This is a genomic window from Xanthobacter autotrophicus (genome assembly GCF_029991245.1).
GTDB lineage: Bacteria > Pseudomonadota > Alphaproteobacteria > Rhizobiales > Xanthobacteraceae > Xanthobacter > Xanthobacter autotrophicus_C.
The window spans coordinates 1-20,022 of record NZ_JAIVFO010000086.1 but is presented as its reverse complement, the minus strand read 5'-3'; the positions used below and the strand labels follow the sequence as shown (position 1 = coordinate 20,022).

Annotated in this window: 17 protein-coding genes and 2 riboswitches; of the genes, 15 read left to right on the top strand and 2 right to left on the bottom strand. The window is 69.1% G+C overall.

The genetic code is table 11. From position 1 onward, the window contains the following. Nucleotides 1–630, bottom strand: a 630-nt coding sequence (locus K9U41_RS14775; RefSeq protein WP_282641607.1) for a DMT family transporter, incomplete at its 3' end; no start/stop codon positions are given. A gap of 346 nt (nucleotides 631–976) precedes the next feature. On the opposite strand from K9U41_RS14775, the gene K9U41_RS14770 reads away from it, so the two are divergent. After that, nucleotides 977–1,189 (top strand): Trm112 family protein, encoded by a 213-nt coding sequence (locus K9U41_RS14770; protein WP_282641606.1) that lies wholly within the window; start codon nucleotides 977–979, stop codon nucleotides 1,187–1,189. A 140-nt stretch (nucleotides 1,190–1,329) separates the two neighbouring features. On the opposite strand, the gene K9U41_RS14765 is transcribed toward K9U41_RS14770, so the two are convergent. Further along, nucleotides 1,330–2,583 carry a ubiquinone biosynthesis hydroxylase gene (locus tag K9U41_RS14765; protein WP_282641609.1) on the bottom strand — a complete coding sequence of 418 codons (1,254 nt, stop codon included), beginning with the start codon at nucleotides 2,581–2,583 and terminating at the stop codon, nucleotides 1,330–1,332. 268 nt (nucleotides 2,584–2,851) lie between these two features. On the opposite strand from K9U41_RS14765, the gene tesB reads away from it, so the two are divergent. The 14 genes from tesB to gcvPB all read left to right on the top strand — a co-directional run. Further along, on the top strand, nucleotides 2,852–3,724 hold the full coding sequence (gene tesB / locus K9U41_RS14760) for an acyl-CoA thioesterase II (protein ID WP_282641605.1): 873 nt from the start codon (nucleotides 2,852–2,854) through the stop codon (nucleotides 3,722–3,724). A gap of 315 nt (nucleotides 3,725–4,039) precedes the next feature. After that, nucleotides 4,040–4,378, top strand: coding sequence for a P-II family nitrogen regulator (locus K9U41_RS14755; RefSeq protein ID WP_012114237.1), 339 nt, complete (start codon nucleotides 4,040–4,042; stop codon nucleotides 4,376–4,378). 29 nt (nucleotides 4,379–4,407) lie between these two features. Continuing rightward, nucleotides 4,408–5,904, top strand: a complete 1,497-nt coding sequence (locus tag K9U41_RS14750; RefSeq protein ID WP_282641604.1) for an ammonium transporter — start codon at nucleotides 4,408–4,410, stop codon at nucleotides 5,902–5,904. 403 nt (nucleotides 5,905–6,307) lie between these two features. After that, on the top strand, nucleotides 6,308–9,406 hold the full coding sequence (gene ileS, locus K9U41_RS14745; RefSeq protein WP_282641603.1) for an isoleucine--tRNA ligase: 3,099 nt from the start codon (nucleotides 6,308–6,310) through the stop codon (nucleotides 9,404–9,406). Nucleotides 9,407–9,413: 7 nt separating this feature from the next. Next, on the top strand, nucleotides 9,414–9,947 hold the full coding sequence (lspA, locus tag K9U41_RS14740) for a signal peptidase II (protein ID WP_282641602.1): 534 nt from the start codon (nucleotides 9,414–9,416) through the stop codon (nucleotides 9,945–9,947). Between the two features lie 83 nt (nucleotides 9,948–10,030). Continuing rightward, a complete protein-coding gene (locus K9U41_RS14735; RefSeq protein WP_282641601.1) occupies nucleotides 10,031–10,780 on the top strand; it encodes a hypothetical protein in 750 nt (249 codons plus the stop codon). 212 nt (nucleotides 10,781–10,992) lie between these two features. Beyond that, nucleotides 10,993–12,402: a M16 family metallopeptidase gene (locus K9U41_RS14730; RefSeq protein WP_432715801.1), complete on the top strand. Its 1,410-nt coding sequence runs from the start codon at nucleotides 10,993–10,995 to the stop codon at nucleotides 12,400–12,402. Between the two features lie 77 nt (nucleotides 12,403–12,479). After that, nucleotides 12,480–13,772, top strand: coding sequence for a M16 family metallopeptidase (locus K9U41_RS14725; RefSeq protein ID WP_282641600.1), 1,293 nt, complete (start codon nucleotides 12,480–12,482; stop codon nucleotides 13,770–13,772). 205 nt (nucleotides 13,773–13,977) lie between these two features. Next, nucleotides 13,978–14,916, top strand: a complete 939-nt coding sequence (locus K9U41_RS14720; RefSeq protein WP_282641599.1) for a hypothetical protein — start codon at nucleotides 13,978–13,980, stop codon at nucleotides 14,914–14,916. Between the two features lie 75 nt (nucleotides 14,917–14,991). After that, nucleotides 14,992–15,088: riboswitch (glycine riboswitch) on the top strand. Nucleotides 15,089–15,091: 3 nt separating this feature from the next. Further along, nucleotides 15,092–15,205, top strand: a riboswitch (glycine riboswitch). Nucleotides 15,206–15,299: 94 nt separating this feature from the next. Continuing rightward, complete coding sequence (gcvT, locus tag K9U41_RS14715; protein ID WP_282641598.1) at nucleotides 15,300–16,445, top strand: glycine cleavage system aminomethyltransferase GcvT; 1,146 nt, start codon at nucleotides 15,300–15,302, stop codon at nucleotides 16,443–16,445. 3 nt (nucleotides 16,446–16,448) lie between these two features. Next, nucleotides 16,449–16,826 carry a glycine cleavage system protein GcvH gene (gene gcvH, locus K9U41_RS14710; protein WP_149575994.1) on the top strand — a complete coding sequence of 126 codons (378 nt, stop codon included), beginning with the start codon at nucleotides 16,449–16,451 and terminating at the stop codon, nucleotides 16,824–16,826. Between the two features lie 17 nt (nucleotides 16,827–16,843). Next, nucleotides 16,844–18,184: an aminomethyl-transferring glycine dehydrogenase subunit GcvPA gene (gene gcvPA, locus K9U41_RS14705; RefSeq protein ID WP_282641597.1), complete on the top strand. Its 1,341-nt coding sequence runs from the start codon at nucleotides 16,844–16,846 to the stop codon at nucleotides 18,182–18,184. Beyond that, nucleotides 18,184–18,543, top strand: coding sequence for a hypothetical protein (locus tag K9U41_RS14700; protein WP_282641596.1), 360 nt, complete (start codon nucleotides 18,184–18,186; stop codon nucleotides 18,541–18,543). Before gcvPA ends, K9U41_RS14700 begins: the two co-directional genes overlap by 1 nt. Beyond that, nucleotides 18,540–20,022, top strand: a 1,483-nt coding sequence (gene gcvPB, locus K9U41_RS14695) for an aminomethyl-transferring glycine dehydrogenase subunit GcvPB (protein ID WP_282641595.1), incomplete at its 3' end; no start/stop codon positions are given. The genes K9U41_RS14700 and gcvPB, both read left to right, overlap by 4 nt.

The window sequence follows — 20,022 nt, the reverse complement described above, 5'->3', positions numbered from 1 at the left end:
CCCCCACGGAAAGGTGACGAGCGCCGCCGGCACCGTGACCGGCAGGGCGAGGATGAGCATGAAGGCGATCACCTCCCACCCCGCCATGCGCCGGGCGAGCCGCCCCGAGACCGCATAGCCGGCGGCGCAGATCACCACGGCGAGGAAGAGCAGCATGTCGCCGTAACCGAACCCGCCCGCCGCTCCGTTGCGCAGGGCGAAGGCCGCCACCAGCCCTGCCCCGGCCGCGCTCGCCGCGAACAGGCCGAGGCCGGGCCGTTCCCCGGCCAGCACCGTGGCGGCGATGGCGGTGCACAAGGGCAGGAGGCCGAGCACGATGCCGCCATGGGCCGCCGGCACGGTCTGTGACGCGACGCCGATCAGGATGGGAAAGCCGAACACAAGGGCGAGGGTGGCGAGCACCAGGTCGCGCAGGGTCTCGCGCCCGCCGAACGGCCACGGCCGGCGCAGCACCAGCACCACCGCGAGGGCGCAGACGCCCGCCAGCGCGGCGCGGCCGAAGCTGATGAACCACGGGCTGAGATCATGCAGCGCCAGCCGCGTCATCGGCAGCGTTGCGCCGAACATGACGACGGCGACCAGGCCGAGGACAAGCCCCAGGGACGATTGGCGATTCGGGCGGCGGTCCATGGGTGCCTTCGACCGGTTGATGTCTCGCCCTCCAGCTTCAACGAAGAGACGCCTGACCCGATCGGTTACGGCGCAGGCGGATCGGGTCAGGCGATCTTTAAGCGACCGGCCGCTCCGGTGAAAACGAATCCGGCTGATGCGCGCATCAGCGCGCCTGATGGGTCGCGGGAGATAGGGGGTGAAACGGCGGCCAGCCGCCGCTATGGTGGTGTCGCCCCGCCAGGGGGCGATCCGGCGCCTCTCCGCGGTTCGTGGAACCGCAAGCCTGCGCCGGCTGGTGTCCAACGCGTTTTCTGCGCGCGAGCCGGTTTCCGCTCCGCCAGAAGACGCCCTGACGAGTGACGCGATGATCCAAGCCCAGCGCCCCGGCCACGACGTGGACCCCAAGCTGCTCGAAATCCTGGTGTGCCCCCTCACCAAGGCGCCGCTGGAATACAACCGCGAGCGCCAGGAGCTGGTGTCCCGCGCCGCGCGCCTCGCCTATCCCATCCGCGACGGCATCCCGATCATGCTCGCCGACGAGGCCCGCCCGCTCGACGAGAGCGAACTCTCACGCTGAGGGCCGGGCATCCGCGCCTGCCCTCTTGGCTGGGAGCGGATGCGGCCCTGGAGCGCTTTCCGTTCGCACGGGCTCACGCAAATCGCTCCAGGCTCCTGTCTTAACGCGTTTTCTTCACGCGAACCGGTATCCGCTTCGCTCTAAAGCGCCTCGCCGCGCAGCAGCTTCGGCACCTGCCCGGTGAGGCCCGCCGCGTCGCGGATGAACAGGCCCTTGAGGCGCGGCATCCGGTCCACCAGCCCGAGGCCGAGGTCGCGCACCGCCCGCAGCGCATCGGAGCGGTTGGAGAACAGGCGGTTGAGCCCGTCCGTCGCCACGCCCATGGCCAGGGTGTCGAAGCGCCGCCAGCGCTGGTAGCGCTCCAGCACCGCCGGACCGGCGAAATCGAGCCCCACCCGGGCGGCGTCCGTCACCGCCTCGGCCAGCGCCGCCACGTCGCGCAGGCCCATGTTGAGCCCCTGCCCGGCGATGGGGTGGATGAGATGGGCCGCATCCCCCACCAGGGCGAGGCGCTCGCCGATGAAGGTGCGCGCCATGGCGAAGCCCAAGGGATAGGCACGCGGCTTGGTCACCGGCTTCACCCAGCCGAGCCGGTGGCCGAAGCGCTGCTCCAGCTCTTCCTGGAAGACGATGGCCGGCAGCGCCACGATGCGGTCGGCATCCTCCGTGCGTTCGGTCCAGACGATGGAGGAGCGGTTGCCCGGCAACGGCAGGATGGCGAACGGGCCGGGGGGCAGGAAATGCTCTTCCGCCCGGCCCTCGTGGGGCCGCTCGTGCTCCACCGCGAAGGTGATGCCGCTCTGCCCGTAGCCCCAGGCCACGTTGGCGATGCCGGCCATGCCGCGGATGCGCGACTTGGCGCCGTCGCAGGCGACCAGAAGCTGCGCCCTGAGCGCCGGCGCACCGGCGGCCGAAAGGCTCACGCCGGAGCGGTCGGCGGTGAAATTGTCCACCGACTGGGCGCGCAAATCGATGCCGGCGGAGCGCGCCGCATCGATGAGGGCGTATTGCAGGTCGGCGTTGGGCACCATGTGGGCGAAGGCCTCGCCCGGCTCCACATCACCATCGAAGGTGAGGAAGGTGGGACGCGCCACGTCCTTGGTGCGGCTGTCGGTGACCACCATGGCCTCGATGGGCTGGGCCTTGGCCCCCACATGCTGCCAGACACCGAGGGTGGTAAGCATGCGCCGCGCGCCGGCGGCGATGGCCGAGCAGCGACCGTCATCCACCGTGGCGTGGGACAGATAGGGGTCGAACAGGACGATGTCGGCATCCGGCCCAAGCCCCTGGCGCAGGGCCAGCGCGAGGCTGAGGCCAGCGAGCCCGCCGCCGACGATGGCCACATCCGCCCGCGTCGCCGCCGTTGCGGCAAAACCGGCTTCGGCATGCGGCATCTGCACTTGAGGCATCGCAGCTTGGGGCTCGGACGTGTTCAGCCCGGTCATCGCTTCACTCCCTGAACCTGTTTCCCGGCGGGCCCGCCCGGCCGGTGCCGACCCTATACCCGTTCCACCTATCCGTTCCGCCAGGCCGTGTCCCGCCCTATAGGGAAGACGCCTGACGCAAAGGGACTTGACGCGATCCGCCCGAGCATGGCGTGTTCGGACACCACCCCATCCCTCCGGAGCGCCGAGCGCGCCGGCCTTCAGCGAGCCAAGCCCTATGACCGGATCACCGTCCGACGTGGATACGCTTCTGGGCATCCTCGACCTCGAACCCCTTGAGATCAACCTGTTCCGCGGTCGCACCGTCACCCCGGACGGGGGCCGGGTGTTCGGCGGGCAGGTGGTGGCGCAGGCGCTGGTGGCAGCGCGGCGCACGGTGGAGGCCGAGCGCGTCACCCATTCCCTGCACGGCTACTTCCTGCTGGGGGGCGATCCGCGGGTGCCCATCATCTACGACGTGGACCGCATCCGCGACGGGCGCTCCTTCACCACCCGCCGCGTGGTGGCGATCCAGCATGGCCAGGCCATCTTCAGCATGGCCGTCTCGTTCCAGGTGGTGGAAGAGGGGCTGCACCACCAGGGCGCCATGCCGCCGGTGCCGGCGCCGGAGGACCTGCCCTCCGACGACGCCTGGCGCGACAGGCTGATGGCGCGCTTTCCCTCCGCCGCCAAGCGCGACTGGATGGCGCTGCGGCCGCTGGAGGTGAAGCCCACCAGCCTCGACCCCGCCTATCTCGGCGCGCCGGGCGCCCGCCCCAGCATGTGGCTGCGCACCCGCGGCCCGCTGCCGGACGATCTGCCCACACATCAGGCGGTGCTTGCCTACGCTTCGGACCTGGCCCTGCTCCAGGCGGCCCTGCTGCCCCATGGCAAGTCGGTGTTCGACCGCGACATGCAGGTGGCGAGCCTCGACCATGCCCTGTGGTTCCACCGCCCGTTCCGGGCCGACGACTGGCTGCTTTATACCCAGGAGAGCCCCACGGCGGCCGGCGCACGGGGATTCTGCCGCGGCGAAATCTTCACCCGCGACGGCACGCTGGTGGCTTCAGCGGCACAGGAAGGCCTGATCCGGCCGGTTACCCCACGCTGAAGGTTCCGAAAAGGTATCGAAACACTCCATCTCGCGGCTGCGAAGATGAAGTGATGATCTATTAGGCGAAAGGATCAATAAATAGGCAGAAAAAGCGGCGAGCCGGCGGCAAAGCGACGGCCTTCCGTCACGTGGCCTAAAAATAGGCACGGCGAACGCCCGCCCCTATGACTTGGCACGGTACTTGATTCCCTCCTGCGCAGGCTTGCCAGCCGCGGCGTGGATCTCCCCGACCCGCTCAGCGAAGCCGCCGCGAGAAAACAGCCGACACGCGTCATTTGCGGCGCATCGGCAACAGGGAACAGGGACCGATCCATGAAGATCGTCATGGCCATCATCAAGCCATTCAAGCTGGAGGAGGTGCGCGACGCCCTCACCGGTATCGGTGTGCACGGTCTGACCGTGACCGAGGTGAAGGGATACGGCCGTCAGAAGGGCCACACCGAGATCTACCGCGGCGCCGAATACGCCGTGAGCTTCCTGCCGAAGCTGAAGATCGAGGTCGCGGTGTCCGCCGACCAGGTCTCCAAGGTGGTGGAAGCCATCACCGCATCCGCCAAGACCGGCCAGATCGGCGACGGCAAGATTTTCGTCCTGCCGATCGAGCACGCCGTGCGCATCCGCACGGGCGAGACCGACGCCGACGCGCTTTGAGCCTTTCTCATTCGACGGAGCTTTCATCCATGACGTTCAAGACGTGGTCCCGCGTGGGGCTTCCCGCGCTACTTCTGGCGACGGCATTCGCCTTGCCGGTGCTGGCCCAGACGGCCGCGCCGGCGGCCGACGCCACGACGACCGCCGCAGCAGCCGCTGCCGCACCCACCGTGAACAAGGGCGACGTGGCGTGGATGCTCACGTCCTCGCTGCTCGTGCTCATGATGGCCGTGCCCGGCCTGTTCCTGTTCTACGGCGGCCTCCTGCGCGCCAAGAACATGCTCTCCATGCTCATGCAGGTCGGCTACTGCGTGGCCATCGTCGGCATCATCTGGGTGCTGTACGGCTACTCCCTGGCCTTCACCGGCGGCTCGCCCTTCATCGGCGGCTTCTCCAAGGCGTTCCTGTCGGGCGTGACCCTGGAATCCCTCGCCGCCACCTTCTCGGTGGGCGTGGCCATCCCCGAGCTGGTCTACGTCGCCTTCCAGATGACCTTCGCCATGATCACGCCCGCGCTGATCTTCGGCGCGTTCGCGGAGCGCACCAAGTTCACCGCCGTGGTGCTGTTCGTGCCGCTGTGGGTGACCTTCGTGTACTTCCCGGTGGCGCACATGGTGTGGTACTGGGCCGGCCCGGATGCCATCGACGCCGCCGCCAAGGCCGTGGCCGCCGCCGCTGACGGCGCCGCCAAGACCGCCGCCCAGGCCGCCCTCGACGGCGTGCTCGCGGACGCCGGCTACATCTTCTCCCTCGGCGCCATCGACTTCGCCGGCGGCACCGTGGTGCACATCAATGCCGGCATCGCCGGCCTCGTCGCCTGCATCATGGTCGGCAAGCGCCTGGGCTATGGCAAGGAGGCGCTCTCGCCCCACTCGCTGACGCTCACCATGGTCGGCGCCGCCCTGCTGTGGGTCGGCTGGTTCGGCTTCAACGCCGGCTCCAACCTCGAGGCCAACGCGGTCACCAGCCTCGCCATGATGAACACCTTCATCGCCACCTGCGCCGCGGCCATCTCCTGGATGTTCGTGGAATGGCTGGTGAAGGGCAAGCCCTCCATGCTGGGCCTCGCCTCGGGCATCGTCGCCGGCCTCGTCGCCGTCACGCCGCCGTCGGGCTTCGCCGGCATCATGGGCTCGCTGGTGCTGGGCCTCGTCGTCAGCCCCATCTGCTTCATCTTCTGCACGGCCATCAAGAACGCGCTCGGCTATGACGACGCGCTCGACGTGTTCGGCGTGCATGGCGTGGGCGGCATCGTCGGCGCCATCGCCACCGGCATCCTGGTGAGCCCGGCCCTCGGCGGCACCGGCATCTTCGACTACACCACCGGCGCCGTTGCCTCCTACGACATGGCCACCCAGGTCATCGCCCAGCTCAAGGGCGTGGGCATCACCGTCGTGTGGTCGGGTGTCGGCACCGCGGTGATCTTGTTCATCATCTCCGTGGTCGTCGGCCTGCGTCCCACCACCGACGTGGAGCGCGAGGGCCTCGACATCAACGAGCACGGCGAGCGCGCCTACCACTCGTGAGCTTTCCGGGGCGGCGCGCCTTCGGGTGCGCCGCCCCGCCGAGATAAAAAGAGGGGAACGAAGAAGAGCCTCGGCACCTCGGTGCCGGGGCTTTTTTGCGGCCGAAGGGGAGGGAGCCCGCGCCGCCGCGGGGCGGACCTCGCCCGTTCGCCCAGCGGGGCGAATGCGGGTGGGCGTGGGGCGAGCGCGCCCGCTGCGCCCATCTGCGGGCTTTTCGTGGCGCGGGGCGCCTGCTAGAAGCCGGACCATGTGCGGATCTTTTCAGTGCGGCGAGGTGTTTCCCCGCCCCGGCGCGCCCCGCGTGGCGCGAATTATCGGCCCGGCCCCCCGCCGGCGCGCCTGAGCGCGCGGGGGCCGCCGGGTTTGTTTCGCCTGATCCGACCTTTCATGCCCCGAGCATTCCATGACCGCACCTGACACTTCCGCACCTGAAGCTTCCGCGGCTGAGGCCTCCGCCGCCCCGGATTATTCCAAGACCCTGCTGCTGCCGCAAACCGCCTTCCCCATGCGCGCGGGCCTGCCGAAGCTGGAGCCGGAGCTGCTCGCCCGCTGGGCCCGCATCGACCTCTATGGCCGCCTGCGCGAACAGGGCCGCGGCCGCGCCCGCTTCGTGCTGCACGACGGGCCGCCCTATGCCAACGGCAACATCCATATCGGCCACGCGCTCAACAAGATCCTGAAGGATGTGGTGACGCGCTCCCAGCAGATGCTGGGCTATGACTCGAACTACGTGCCCGGCTGGGACTGCCACGGCCTGCCCATCGAGTGGAAGATCGAGGAAGACAATTACCGCAAGAAGGGCAAGACCAAGCCCGACTTCACCGACGCCGCCGCCATGGTGGCCTTCCGCCAGGAATGCCGCGCCTATGCCGAGCACTGGCTTTCCGAGCAGCGCAAGGAATTCAAGCGCCTGGGCGTGGAAGGCGACTGGGACCACCCCTACACCACCATGGCGTTCGCGGCGGAAGCCCAGATCGCCCGCGAAATCATGAAGTTTGCCGAGAACGGGCTTTTGTACCGTGGCTCCAAGCCGGTGATGTGGTCGGTGGTGGAGAAGACGGCGCTCGCCGAGGCCGAGGTGGAGTATCAGGATTTCACCAGCGACACGGTCTGGGTGAAGTTTCCGATTGACCCTGCCAAGCCGCCTCCGGTCGGCCTTGCGGAGGACCTTGTTCCTTCTGCGAACAGGAAGACGCCGATGAACGACGCGCTTATGAGCGCTGCCATCGTAATCTGGACCACTACGCCCTGGACGCTACCCGGCAATCGCGCCATCTCCTTCTCGTCCAAGATCACCTATGGCCTCTATGAGGTCACCGATGCCCCGGCCGACAATTGGGCCAAGGCAGGAGACAAGCTCATCCTCGCTGACAAGCTGGCGGAAGATGTCTTCAAGCAGGCCCGCGTCACCACCTTCGAGCGGCGCTGCGACGTGCCGGCAGACGTGCTCGGCACCCTCATCTGCCGCCACCCCCTCGCCGCCCTCGGCTACACCTTCCAGGTCCCCCTCCTCGACGGCGACCATGTCACCGACGATGCGGGCACCGGCTTCGTCCACACCGCCCCCGGCCACGGCCGCGAGGATTTCGAGATCTGGACCCACCACCGCCGCTGGCTGGAGGATCGCGGCATCAGCCCCGCCATCCCCTACACGGTGGACGCGGATTCGTTCTACACCGCGCAGGCGCCCGGCTTCGAGGGCCGTCGCGTCATCACCGAGAAGGGCGAGAAGGGCGATGCCAACACCGCCGTCATCGACGCCCTGATCGCCCAGGGCAATCTGCTCGCCCGGGGCCGGGTGAAGCACCAGTATCCGCACTCCTGGCGCTCCAAGAAGCCGGTCATCTTCCGCAACACGCCGCAATGGTTCATCGCCATGGACCAGGACATCCGCGCGGCGGACGGGGCGCTCGCGCCACGCCCGGCGACCCTGGCCGGCAACGAGCCCGACACCCTGCGCGCCCGCGCGCTCGCCGGCATCAGGACGGTGGAATGGGTGCCGGCGGCAGGCGAGAACCGCATCACCGGCATGATCGCCAACCGGCCGGACTGGGTGGTCTCGCGCCAGCGCGCCTGGGGCGTGCCCATCGCCGTGTTCGTGAAGGACAAGGGCGACGGCACCGTCGAGATCCTCAAGGACGCAGCAGTCAACGCCCGCATCGCCGAGGCCTTTGCCGCCGAGGGCGCCGACGCCTGGTTCAAGGACGGCGCCAGCGCCCGCTTCCTCGGCGAGCGGACCGGCGAGGGCTGGGCCAAGGTGGACGACGTGCTGGACGTGTGGTTCGACTCTGGCTCCACCCACGCCTTCACCCTGGAGGTGCGCGCGGACCTGAAGGCCAATCGCCCGCCGCAGGGCGACGACCGGGTGATGTATCTGGAAGGCTCGGACCAGCATCGCGGCTGGTTCCATTCCTCGCTGCTGGAAAGCTGCGGCACCCGCGGCCGCCCGCCCTACGACGTGGTGCTGACCCACGGCTTCGTCCTCGACGAGGACGGTCGCAAGATGTCCAAGTCGCTGGGCAACGTCACCTCGCCGCAGGACGTGATCAAGCAGTCCGGGGCGGATATCCTGCGCCTGTGGGTGTGCGCCTCCGATTATGCGGACGATTTGCGCATCGGGCCGGAAATCCTGAAGACCACCGCCGACACCTATCGCAAGCTGCGCAACACCATCCGCTGGCTGCTGGGCTCCCTGCACCACGACCGGCCGGAAGAGCACGTGGCGTTCGCCGACATGCCGGCGCTGGAGCGCTATATCCTCCATCGCCTTGTCGAGCTGGACGGCGAGATCCGCGCCGCCTACCGCGCCTTCGACTACAAGAAGGTCAATGCGGCGCTCACCCAGTTCATGAACATCGAGCTGTCGGCCTTCTATTTCGACATCCGCAAGGACGCGCTCTATTGCGATCCCCTGTCCTCGGTGACGCGGCGCGCCTGCCTCACCGTGCTGGACGCGGTGTTCGCGCGGCTCATCACCTGGCTGGCGCCCATCCTGCCCTTCACCTGCGAGGAGGCCTACATCGCCCGCACCGGCGACGAGGAGGGCTCGGTGCACCTCCTCGGCTTCCCGGACACCCCGGCCGACTGGCGCGACGACGCGCTGGCGGACCAGTGGCGCCGGGTGCGTCTCATCCGCCGGGTGGTGCTGGGGGCGCTGGAGGTGGAGCGCGCGGCCAAGCGCATGGGCTCCTCGCTGGAGGCGGCGCCGGAAGTCTATGTCTGCGAACCCGCGTTGGCCGACGCCCTCGACGGGCTGGACCTCGCCGAAATCACCATCACCAGCGCCGCGACCCTCATCCGGGGCGAGGGGCCGGCGGACGCCTTCCGCCTTCCCGACGTGCCGGGCGTGGCCGTGGTGCCCGTGCGGGCCGAGGGCAGGAAGTGCGCCCGCTCCTGGAAGATCTCCGCCGAGGTGGGCACGGATCGCGAGTTCCCCGATGTCACCCCGCGCGACGCGGACGCCTTGCGGGAATTCTATGCCGCGCAGGCCGCGGCGCAGTGAGGTGACGATGGGCCGCCGCCACATCCTCTTCGGCCTTCTCGTCGCGGTCCTCGTCCTGGTGGCGGACCAGGCGACGAAGAGCCTCGTCCTCGCCTGGTCGCGCCAGTGGGCGGATCCGCTCCACACGGTGGCGCCGGGGCTCGACTTCGTCGCCCTGTGGAACAGCGGCATCAGCTACGGCCTGTTCCCGCAGGGCGAGACCGGGCGCTGGGTGCTGGTGGCCATCAAGGTGGCCGCCGCCTTGCTCTTCACCGTCTGGCTGACGCGGTCGCGGGGGCGGCTGGAGGCGGTCTCCCTCGGCCTCCTCATCGGCGGGGCCATCGGCAATGCGGTGGACCGGGTGGTCTATGGCGCGGTGTTCGACTTCGTCTCGCTCCACGCCTTCGGCTACCGGTGGTACGTGTTCAATCTGGCGGACGTGGCCGTGGTTGTGGGGGTGGGGCTGCTTCTTTATGATGCGTTTTTAGGTCACGCCTCAAAATTGCCGCCCTCGGCCCCGCCAATGGCGGCGAAATCCGAAGCTGAGCGCGAGCGAAGCTGAGCGCGCGTTCTGAAGGCGTGTTCTGAACGACTGCCGAAGGCCTCAGGGAAACCAAAGACGTCAGGGAATCAGGAACCATGCGCGTGAGCCCGAACTTTTCACGCGGCATCGCCGCCGAGCGGGCCGCGGGCGATCTTTCCGCCTTCTCTCTTTCCGGCCCCTCCCTCGACCGGTCCGCGATGGCGCTGCGGCACTGCCGCCTTCTGGCGGCCGCGCTGCTGGGCGCCGGCCTCATCGCAACGGCCGCTCCCCGGCCGGCGGCCGCGCAGACCTTCGACGGGTCATCGAGCCTGATGGAGAGCACCTTGCAGCTCCTGGGCCTGAAGGACGAGGAGCCCAAGCCCGAGATCGACTATCGCGAGCGCGCCCCGCTCGTGGTGCCGCCCAAGGTGCCGGAAGCCCTGCCCCCGCCCCAGGCGAGCGCGGCGGACGCCCATCCCAACTGGCCGAAGGACCCTGACGTCCAGCGTCGCAAGCGCGAGGCGGAGGCCTCCAAGACGCCGATCGTGCGCGACGATTCCGGCCGGCCGCTGCTGCCCTCCGAGTTGAAGGGCGGCAAGCACAAGAACCTCGGCAACTCGTCCTCCCCCACCGAACCCGTGGGCGCGGAATCCAAGCGCGACGTGCTGCTGCCCGACCAGCTCGGCTTCACCAGCTGGATGGGCGGCCTGGGCGGCAAGCAGGAGCAGCTCTCCTTCAACGGCGAGCCGGAGCGCGAGAACCTGATCCAGCCCCCGCCGGGCTACCAGACGCCGGCCCCCAACGCCCCCTACGGCGTGGTGGAGCCGAAGAAAGAGACCTTCAAGTTCCCGACCCTGTTCGACCGGCAGTGACCGACCAGCCTTGTGCTTCGACCGCGACAGATGGAACTCTTCCGTCGCGGTCGAACCGCAACTCTTTGATCTGGTGGATCAACTTTTCAAAGCGGATGGGGACCACCGGTTTCGGTCGATCTACCAGGCGGGGCGATCTTGACGGGCGCCGCCTTTGCGTCCGCGCCCGGCTTCCTATCTTTCCTTGACGTGCCCGTCGTTCGGCGCGTCGAATGACGGAAGATCGCCACGTGTTCATGAGCCGCCTCACCATGATTGCTATTCTCGCCGCCACCGCGGCCACAGCCGCCCCCCGCATTGCTGACGCGGCCGGGCCGGAAGTCACCCAGTTCCAGCTCGACAACGGCCTCCAGGTCATGGTCATCCCGGACCACCGCACGCCGGTGGTCACCCACATGGTGTGGTACAAGGTGGGATCGGCCGACGAGCAGGCCGGCAAGTCCGGCATCGCCCATTTCCTCGAGCACCTGATGTTCAAGGGCACCGACGCCCACCCGCAGGGCCAGTTCTCGGCCGAGGTGGCGCGCCTCGGCGGCCAGGAGAACGCCTTCACCTCGCAGGACTACACCGCCTATTTCCAGCGCGTCGCCAAGGAGCACCTGGAAAAGGTGATGGGCTTCGAGGCCGATCGCATGACCGGCCTCAAGCTCTCCGACGAGGTGGTGCTGCCCGAGCGCGACGTGGTGCTGGAAGAGCGCCGCATGCGCACCGACAACGATCCCGGCGCGCGCCTGTCCGAGGTGCTGCAGGCCACCACCTACATGAACCACCCCTACCAGCATCCCATCATCGGCTGGGAGCATGAGATCAAGGGGCTGAACCGCGAGGACGCCCTCGCCTTCTACCGCCGCTATTACGCCCCCAACAACGCGCTGCTCGTGGTGGCCGGCGACGTGGACCCGGAGACCGTCCGCACCCTCGCCGAGAAGACCTACGGCAAGGTGGCCCGCGCCGACACCCCGCCCCGCAACCGCCCGCAGGAGCCCGAGCCCCAGGCCCACCGCCGGGTGGCGCTGTCCGACCCGCGGGTGGCCCAGCCAAGCCTGCAGCGCGCCTACCTCGTGCCCTCCTCCCGCACCGCCCATCCGGGTGAATCCGAGGCGCTGGAAGTGCTCTCCCAGATTCTCGGTGGCGGCCAGACCGCCCGCCTCTATCGCAGCCTCGTCGCCGAGAAGGGCCTCGCCGCCGGCTCCGGTGCCTGGTATCAAAGCACCGCATACGACGCCACGCGCTTCGTCACCTACGCCTCGCCCCGTCCCGGCGTGAGCCTGGAGGAGCTTGAGGCGGCGGTGGATGCGGTGATCGCCGACCTGCAGGAGAAGGGCGTGGACGACCTGGAACTGGCCCGCGCCAAGACCCGGCTCACCGCGGACACCATCTATTCCCAGGACAACCAGGCCACCCTCGCCCGCATCTACGGCGCCTCCTGGGCCACCGGCATGTCGGCGGACGATGTGCGGGCCTGGCCCGACCGCATCAAGGCGGTGACCGCCGAGCAGGTGAAGGATGCGGCGCGTCGGTATCTTGTCACCGACCGCGCCGTCACCGGCTACCTGAAGCAGGCCGAGCCCAAGACGGACGCCGTCCCCAAAAGCGAAACCAAGAAGGACGACCGCTCGTGAGGGCTGGCCCCGCCCCCCTTCCCGACCGGACCGGCAGCGCCGTGCGCGCCGGTCGTCTCCTCTTTGCGATGGTAGCCATGGCCCTTTCCCTTCTTTCCGCCACCGCGGCGCAGTCCCAGTCGAGCCGCATCACTGAGGTGACGAGCCCCGGCGGCATCAAGGCGTGGCTGGTGCACGACACCACCCTGCCCCTGATCGCCGTGGAGTTCGCCTTCCTCGGCGGCGCCTCCCAGGACGGCAAGGACCTGCCCGGCCTTGCCAACCTCACCGCCTCCCTGCTGGACGAGGGCGCCGGCACCCTTGACGCCGCCGCCTTCCAGAGCGCGCTGGCCGACCACGCGGTGGAGCTGCATTTCGACGCCGGCCGCGACGAGATCCGCGGCTCCCTGCGCACCCTGTCGGAGCACCGGGAGAAGGCGTTCGACCTGATGCGCCTCGCGGTCAGCGCGCCGCGCTTCGACACCGAGGCGGTGGAGCGCATCCGCGCCGCCCAGATGGCCATGCTGCGCCGCCGCTCCACCGAGCCCAACGCCATCGCCAACGAGCGCTGGTTCACCCTCGCCTTCCCGGACCATCCCTATGGCCGGCCGGTGGACGGCACGCTGGAGACCGTCGCCCGCATCAGCCGCGACGACATTGCCGGCTTCGCCAGGCGCACCCTCGCCCGCTCCAACCTGCGGGTGGCCGTGGTGGGCGACATCAGCGCGGAGGAACTGGGCCAGCGCCTCGACGCCGTGTTCGGCACCCTGCCGGCCACCGCCCCGCTCACCCCCGTGGCCAATGTGGAGCCGCAGAAGATCGGCACCGTGGAGGTCATCCCCCTCGACGTCTCCCAGTCGGTGGTGGTGATGGGCACCGGCGGCCTGGAGCGGCGCGACCCGGACTTCATCCCGGCCTTCGTGCTCAACCACATCCTCGGCGGCAGCGCGTTTTCCTCGCGCCTGTTCAAGGAAGTGCGCGAGGCCCGCGGGCTGGCCTATTCGGTCTATTCCTACCAGGTCGCCCTCGGCCACACCGGCCTGTGGTTCGCCGGCACCGCCACCAAGAACGAGCGGGCGGGCGAATCCATCGCCATCATCACCGACGAGTTCCGCAAGATCCTCAAGGACGGGCCGAGCCAGACCGAGCTGGACGAGGCCAAGAGCTATCTCATGGGCAGCTATGCCCTGCGCTTCGACACCTCCTCCAAGGTCGCCGGCCAGTTGCTCCAGATCCAGCTGGACGAACTGGGCATCGACTATGTGGACCGGCGCAACGCCCTCATCGCCGCCGTCACCCTCGACTACCTGAAGCGCGTGGCGGCGCGCCTCGCCACCGCCCGCGACGCCCTCGTGGTGGTGGTGGGCAAGCCGGTGGGCCTTGGCGGCTAGCCTTTGGGCCGGGGCCGGGGCTGGCCCGGCATCCGGCCGCTGCGCAATCCGCCGGCTCCCAGCCGGGGCGCAAGGTGGCGTTGGGTAACCTTAATCCGCACGAGAACCGGTCGCACCCCCCTGAAACGCCGGGGGGTGGTTCCGGAGCCCTTGCCCCCTTTGCTATAAGGCAGTCGGATCGGGGGCGCCCACGGAGTTGATGGACATGGTGCGCGCACAACAGGCCGGTGCATTCGGAACGGCTGCGGACACACGCGCGGCGGATGGTGCGCGCGCCCGCCGCCTCTCGCGCCTGCCAAGGTTCGCCCTGCCTCGGCTCGTCCTGCCGGCAGTGCTCGCCGTGGCGCTCGCCGGCTGCGCCGGGGGCGAGGGGCTCGACGGCGCGTTCGGCGCGCAGGACACCGGCGTGGCGCGCGCCGGCGGCACTTCCGCTGGCGTGGTCAACAGCGCCACCACCGGCGCCCTTGTCGTCGGCACCGGCCCGGACGCGCAGACCTATGACTGCCCGCCGGTCACCGTCCGCACCGGAGCCGGCTCCTGGCAGGTCACTGCCGGCGGCGGCCTGCGCTACCAGGGCACCCTCGGCCGCCTCGCCCGGGAATGCTCCATTTCCGGCGGCACCATGATGGTCCGCGTCGGCATCGAGGGCCGCATCCTGATGGGCGAGAAGGGCGCGCCCGGCCAGGTCAAGGTGCCGATCCGCATCGCCGTGGTGCAGGAGGGGCCTTCCCCCAAGACCATCACCACCAAGTTCTTCAACGTGGCCGTGGACGTGCCCGCCGATCCGGGCCATGCCGCCTTCACCGTGGTGGAGGAGCAGATCGCCTTCCCGCTGCTGCGGCCGGCGGAGATGGAGCGCCACGTGATCTATGTGGGCTTCGACCCGCAGGGCAGCGACGTGAAGGAACGCAAGCCCGCCCCCGCCGCCAAGCCGAAGCCCAGGCCCAAGCCCGCCGCCGAAACCTCCGAAGCGCCCGCCGCAGCAAAGCCGGCGGCGGCGCAGAAGCCGGCCTCCAGCGGCGGCGCGCCCCAGGGCGACGTGTTCGGTCCGCCGCCCGGCAGCAGCGGCACCCTCTCCTCGCCGTCCAGCGGCGGGTTCGAGGCGCCGCCCTCCACCAGCACCTTCTCGCCGCCTCCACGTTGAAGCAGGGCGCGTTGACGCCCGGCGCCATTGGCTTATGCTGCACGCGCGCCCAAGCCTCGGCTCGGGCGTGATCGGACGATCCCTGCGGGAGAGACCGGCGGCCGCAAGGTACGCCGGCGCCGAAGGCGCAACCGCCCCGGAACCGCTCAGGCCAATGGACCGCAGGGGGACGAATCTCTGGAAAGCAGCGCCGGTGCTGCGCGGCAACGCGCATCCTCGGCGCTCACCGAAGGAGTAAGCCGTGCCCTTCCACGAGGCGCGGTGAAATCTCTCAGGTCCTAAGACAGAGGGGGCGCCGCGCGGACCTGCTTGTTGCGTCGAAACGCGTTGTGCGTGGCGCAAGCGGAGGTCCGGACATTGGCGCCGTCGTCCGGGAGTCTCCCTTGGATCATTCCGAGCCTCTGCTCGAAACCCCGCTGTTCTCCGCCCACCGCGCCCTCGGTGCGCGCATGGTGCCGTTCGCCGGCTATCAGATGCCGGTGCAATATCCCGACGGCATCCTCGCCGAGCACGGCTGGACCCGCACCCATGCCGGACTGTTCGATGTCTCCCACATGGGCCAGGCCCTGCTCAGGGGACCCGACCACGCCACCACCGCCCGCGCCCTCGAAGCCCTCGCCCCGGCGGATTTCCTGAATCTCGCCCCCGGCAAGCAGCGCTATTCCCAGCTGCTGACCGACGATGGCGGCATCATCGACGACTTCATGGTGACGCGGCCGCTGGCGCCGGAGGCGGACGGCACCCTCATCCTCGTGGTCAATGCCGCCTGCAAGGCCGGCGACTTCGCCCACATCGCCGCCCACCTGCCGGACGGCATCACCCTTATCGAGCGCCCGGAACGCGCGCTGCTCGCCCTGCAGGGGCCGGAGGCGGCCACGGTCATGGCCCGCCACTGCCCGCAGGCGGCGGCGCTCGACTTCATGGCGGCCATCCCCGCGACCTTCGACGGCATCCCGGTGGAGGTCTCCCGCTCCGGCTATACCGGCGAGGACGGCTTTGAAATCTCGGTTGAGAACGACAGCGCGCCCCTGCTCTGGGCCGCCCTGCTCGCCGAGCCGGAGGTGAAGGCCATCGGCCTCGGCGCCCGCGACAGCCTGCGCCTCGAGGCCGGGCTTTGCCTCTACGGCCACGACATCGATCTTGCCACCTCTCCCATCGAGGCGGCGCTGATGTGGTCCATCCAGAAGCGGCGGCGCATCGAGGGCGGCTTTCCCGGCGCCGAGCGCATCCAGCACGAGCTGGCGCAAGGCCCCGCCCGCGTCCGCGTGGGATTGAGGCTTGAGGGCCGCGCCCCGGCCCGCGAGGGGGCGGAGATCGCGTCCGGCGGCGCCGTGGTCGGCCTTGTCACCTCCGGCGGCTTCGCGCCGACGCTGGCCGCGCCCATCGCCATGGGCTATGTGCCGCCGGCCCTGTCCGCGCCCGGCACCCGCCTCGACGTTCTGGTGCGTGGCAAGGCCCTGGCGGCCACCGTCGCATCCCTTCCGTTCGTGCCGACGCGCTATGCGCGCAAACCTAAAGCCGGGGGCTGATCCATGACGAGCGTGCGCTACACGAAGGACCACGAATATGTGCGCGTCGAAGGCGACGTGGCCGTGGTGGGCATCTCCGACTACGCCCAGCAGCAGCTGGGCGACGTGGTGTTCGTCGAACTGCCGGAGATCGGCAAGATCGTGACCAAAGGCGGCGAGGCCGCCGTGGTGGAAAGCGTGAAGGCGGCGAGCGAGGTCTACGCCCCCCTCTCCGGCGAAGTGGTGGAGGTGAACAGCGAGCTGGAAGGCGCGCCCGGCCTCGTCAATGAGGCTGCCGAGGGTAAGGGCTGGTTCATGAAGCTGAAGCTCTCCAACCCGGCCGAGCTGGACGAGCTTTTGAACGAGCACGCCTACAAGGACTTCCTGGACACCCTGGCCTGAGCCGAGATCAAATCCCCATGCGCTATCTCCCCCTCACTCCCGAGGACCGCGCCGAGATGCTGGCGCGGATCGGCGTCGCCTCGGTGGATGAGCTGTTCGCCGACATCCCCGCCGACCGGCGCGAGACCGCGCTGCCGCGCCTCGCCCTCCACAAAAGCGAGCTGGAGGTGGAACGCGTCCTCGCCCGCCTCGCCGGGCAGAACGTGCCGGCGGGTTCCGTGCCCTTCTTCGTGGGTGCGGGGGCCTATCGCCACCATGTGCCGGCCACCGTGGATCACCTGATCCAGCGCTCGGAATTCCTCACCTCCTACACGCCCTACCAGCCCGAGATCGCCCAGGGCACGCTGCACTATCTGTTCGAGTTCCAGACCCAGGTGGCCGAGCTGACCGCCATGGAGGTGGCCAACGCCTCCATGTATGACGGCTCCACCGCCGCCGCCGAGGCGGTGCTGATGGCCCATCGCATCACCCGGCGCCGCAAGGCGGTGCTGGCGGGCAACCTGCATCCCCATTATCGCGCCACCATCGAGACCGTCTCCCGCTACGCCGCCGACGCGGTGGTGGCACTGCCGCCCGCCCCGTTCGGCGAGGAAGACCTCTTCACCCCCATCGACGACACGGTGTCCTGCGTGGTGGTGCAGTCGCCGGACGTGTTCGGCAATCTGGTGGACCTGAAGCCCATCGCCGAGGCCGCCCACAAGGCCGGCGCGCTTTTGGTGGCGGTGTTCACCGAGGCGGTGGCGCTGGGCCTCATTGAGCCGCCGGGGGCGCAGGGCGCCGACATCGTGGTGGGCGAGGGCCAGTCCATCGGCAATGCGCTGAATTTCGGCGGCCCCTATGTGGGCCTGTTCGCCACCCGCTCGAAGTTCGTGCGGCAGATGCCGGGGCGGCTGGCCGGCGAGACGGTGGACGCGGAAGGCCGGCGCGGCTTCGTGCTGACCCTCTCCACCCGCGAGCAGCACATCCGCCGCGAGAAGGCCACCTCCAACATCTGCACCAATTCCGGCCTGTGCGCGCTGGCCTTCACCATCCACCTCACCCTGCTCGGCAAGGCCGGCCTGACCCGCCTCGCCCGCGCCAACCATGCGGCGGCCTGCGACCTCGCGGACCGGCTGGCGGCGGTGAAGGGGGTGAGCGTCATCAACGACACCTTCTTCAACGAATTCACCCTGCGCGTGCCCGGCTCGGCGGCAGACGTGGTGGAGAGGCTGGCGGCGAAGGGCATCCTCGCCGGCGTGCCCTATTCCCGTCTCGCGCCGCAATCGGGCCTCGACGACCTCATCCTCGTCGCCGCCACCGAGACGACCACGCAAGACGACCGCGTCGCCTATGCCGCCGCCCTGAAAGAGGTGCTGTGATGGTTCAAGATGATCACCGACACCTTGGATGGTCGTTGGGTAAGGCTTTCAAGGCTCTCTCGCTATTGGCGGCGAACGCCGGCGAATTTCGCGATCGATTGAGATGGGCAATTGATGAACTTAGCACCATACCGCGTGAAGGTCTTCCCAAACACGTCTGCGAGCAATTGAAGTCCATCGACTCTAGAACTCTGGAAGGATACGTTCCGGGGTCAGCACCACATCATTTTACTATTGTTAGTCAGAATATAAGGAAAATAAGAGGAAAAAAGCGATCTCAATTGGCCGATGACATCATTCTTGTCTGCATGGATATATGTGAGGCTTGCGGAGCACAATTGAAAGGCGCCCAGCCATGAACCGCGAAGGCCGCGGCGCCACCACACCGCATTCCATTGCCCTCACCGGGCCTGAGACCTTCACCGGCAACCGCGCGCTGGACCTGGAGGAAGGGCTTATCTTCGAGATCGGCCGCACCGAGGTGACGGGCGTCGACATCGCCGAGCCCGCCCCGTTCCGCGACCGCCTCGGCACCCAGGCGCGCACCGCGCCGCTGGACCTGCCCGGCCTCTGCGAGCCCGAGGCCATGCGCCATTACGTGCGCCTGTCGCGCATGAATTACGGCATCGACAGTGGCCTGTTCCCGCTCGGCTCGTGCACCATGAAGCACAATCCGCGCCTCAACGAGAAGATGGCGCGCCTGCCCGGCTTTGCCGACATCCATCCGCTGCAGCCCCAATCCACGGTGAAGGGCGCGCTGGGCCTCATGGCGGAACTGTCGCGCTACCTTTTGGAACTCACCGGCATGCAGGCGGTGGCGCTCACCCCCAAGGCCGGCGCCCACGGCGAGTTGTGCGGCATGATGGCCATCAAGGCCGCCCATGCCGCCCGTGGCGACGGCGAACAGCGCCACGTGGTGCTGGTGCCCGAGAGCGCCCACGGCACCAATCCCGCCACCGCGGCCCTCATCGGCTATCAGGTGCGCTCCATCCCCGCCCGCCCCGACGGCACGGTGGACCCGGAGGCGGTGCGCGCCGCGCTCGGCCCCGAGGTGGCGGCGCTGATGCTCACCAATCCCAACACCTGCGGCCTGTTCGAGCGCGACGTGGTGGCCATCGCCGAGGCGGTGCACGCCGCCGGCGCCTATTTCTATTCGGACGGGGCCAATTTCAACGCCATCCTCGGCAAGGTGCGCATCGCCGACCTCGGGGTCGATGCCATGCACATCAATCTGCACAAGACCTTCTCCACGCCCCACGGCGGCGGCGGGCCGGGCGCGGGGCCGGTGGTGCTCTCGGATGCGCTCGCCCCCTTCGCCCCGGTGCCGGCGCTGGTCGCCACCGCGGACGGGCTGGTGCTGGTGGAGGACGAGGGCGCGGACGGCGCCGAGCAGGCGCTGGGGCGCATGAGCGCCTTCCACGGCCAGATGGGCATGTTCGTGCGGGCGCTCGCCTGGATGCTCTCCCACGGCGCCGACGGCATGCGGCAGGCCTCGGAAGACGCGGTGCTGTCGGCCAATTATATCCGTGCCTGCCTCATGGACCTCATGAGCGCGCCCTTCGCCGAGCGGCCGGCCATGCACGAGGCCCTGTTCGACGACACCTGGCTCGCCGGCACCGGCCTCACCACCCTGGACGTGGCCAAGGCCCTCATCGACGAGGGCTACCACCCCATGACGGTGTATTTCCCGCTGGTGGTGCACGGCGCCATGCTCATCGAGCCCACGGAGAGCGAATCCAAGGCCTCTCTGGACCTCTTCATCGCCGCGCTCAGGGATCTGGCGCTGGCGGCGAAGGCCGGAGACAAGGAGCGCTTCCTCGGCGCCCCCTATTACGCCC

Coding starts and splice junctions, on each gene's coding strand:
- K9U41_RS14770 (WP_282641606.1), top strand. CDS start 977: ATGATCCAAGCCCAGCGCCCCGGCCACGACGTGGACCCCAAGCTGCTC.
- K9U41_RS14765 (WP_282641609.1), bottom strand. CDS start 2,583: ATGCCGCATGCCGAAGCCGGTTTTGCCGCAACGGCGGCGACGCGGGCG.
- tesB (WP_282641605.1), top strand. CDS start 2,852: ATGACCGGATCACCGTCCGACGTGGATACGCTTCTGGGCATCCTCGAC.
- K9U41_RS14755 (WP_012114237.1), top strand. CDS start 4,040: ATGAAGATCGTCATGGCCATCATCAAGCCATTCAAGCTGGAGGAGGTG.
- K9U41_RS14750 (WP_282641604.1), top strand. CDS start 4,408: ATGACGTTCAAGACGTGGTCCCGCGTGGGGCTTCCCGCGCTACTTCTG.
- ileS (WP_282641603.1), top strand. CDS start 6,308: ATGACCGCACCTGACACTTCCGCACCTGAAGCTTCCGCGGCTGAGGCC.
- lspA (WP_282641602.1), top strand. CDS start 9,414: ATGGGCCGCCGCCACATCCTCTTCGGCCTTCTCGTCGCGGTCCTCGTC.
- K9U41_RS14730 (WP_432715801.1), top strand. CDS start 10,993: ATGACGGAAGATCGCCACGTGTTCATGAGCCGCCTCACCATGATTGCT.
- K9U41_RS14725 (WP_282641600.1), top strand. CDS start 12,480: ATGGCCCTTTCCCTTCTTTCCGCCACCGCGGCGCAGTCCCAGTCGAGC.
- K9U41_RS14720 (WP_282641599.1), top strand. CDS start 13,978: ATGGTGCGCGCACAACAGGCCGGTGCATTCGGAACGGCTGCGGACACA.
- gcvH (WP_149575994.1), top strand. CDS start 16,449: ATGACGAGCGTGCGCTACACGAAGGACCACGAATATGTGCGCGTCGAA.
- gcvPA (WP_282641597.1), top strand. CDS start 16,844: ATGCGCTATCTCCCCCTCACTCCCGAGGACCGCGCCGAGATGCTGGCG.
- K9U41_RS14700 (WP_282641596.1), top strand. CDS start 18,184: ATGGTTCAAGATGATCACCGACACCTTGGATGGTCGTTGGGTAAGGCT.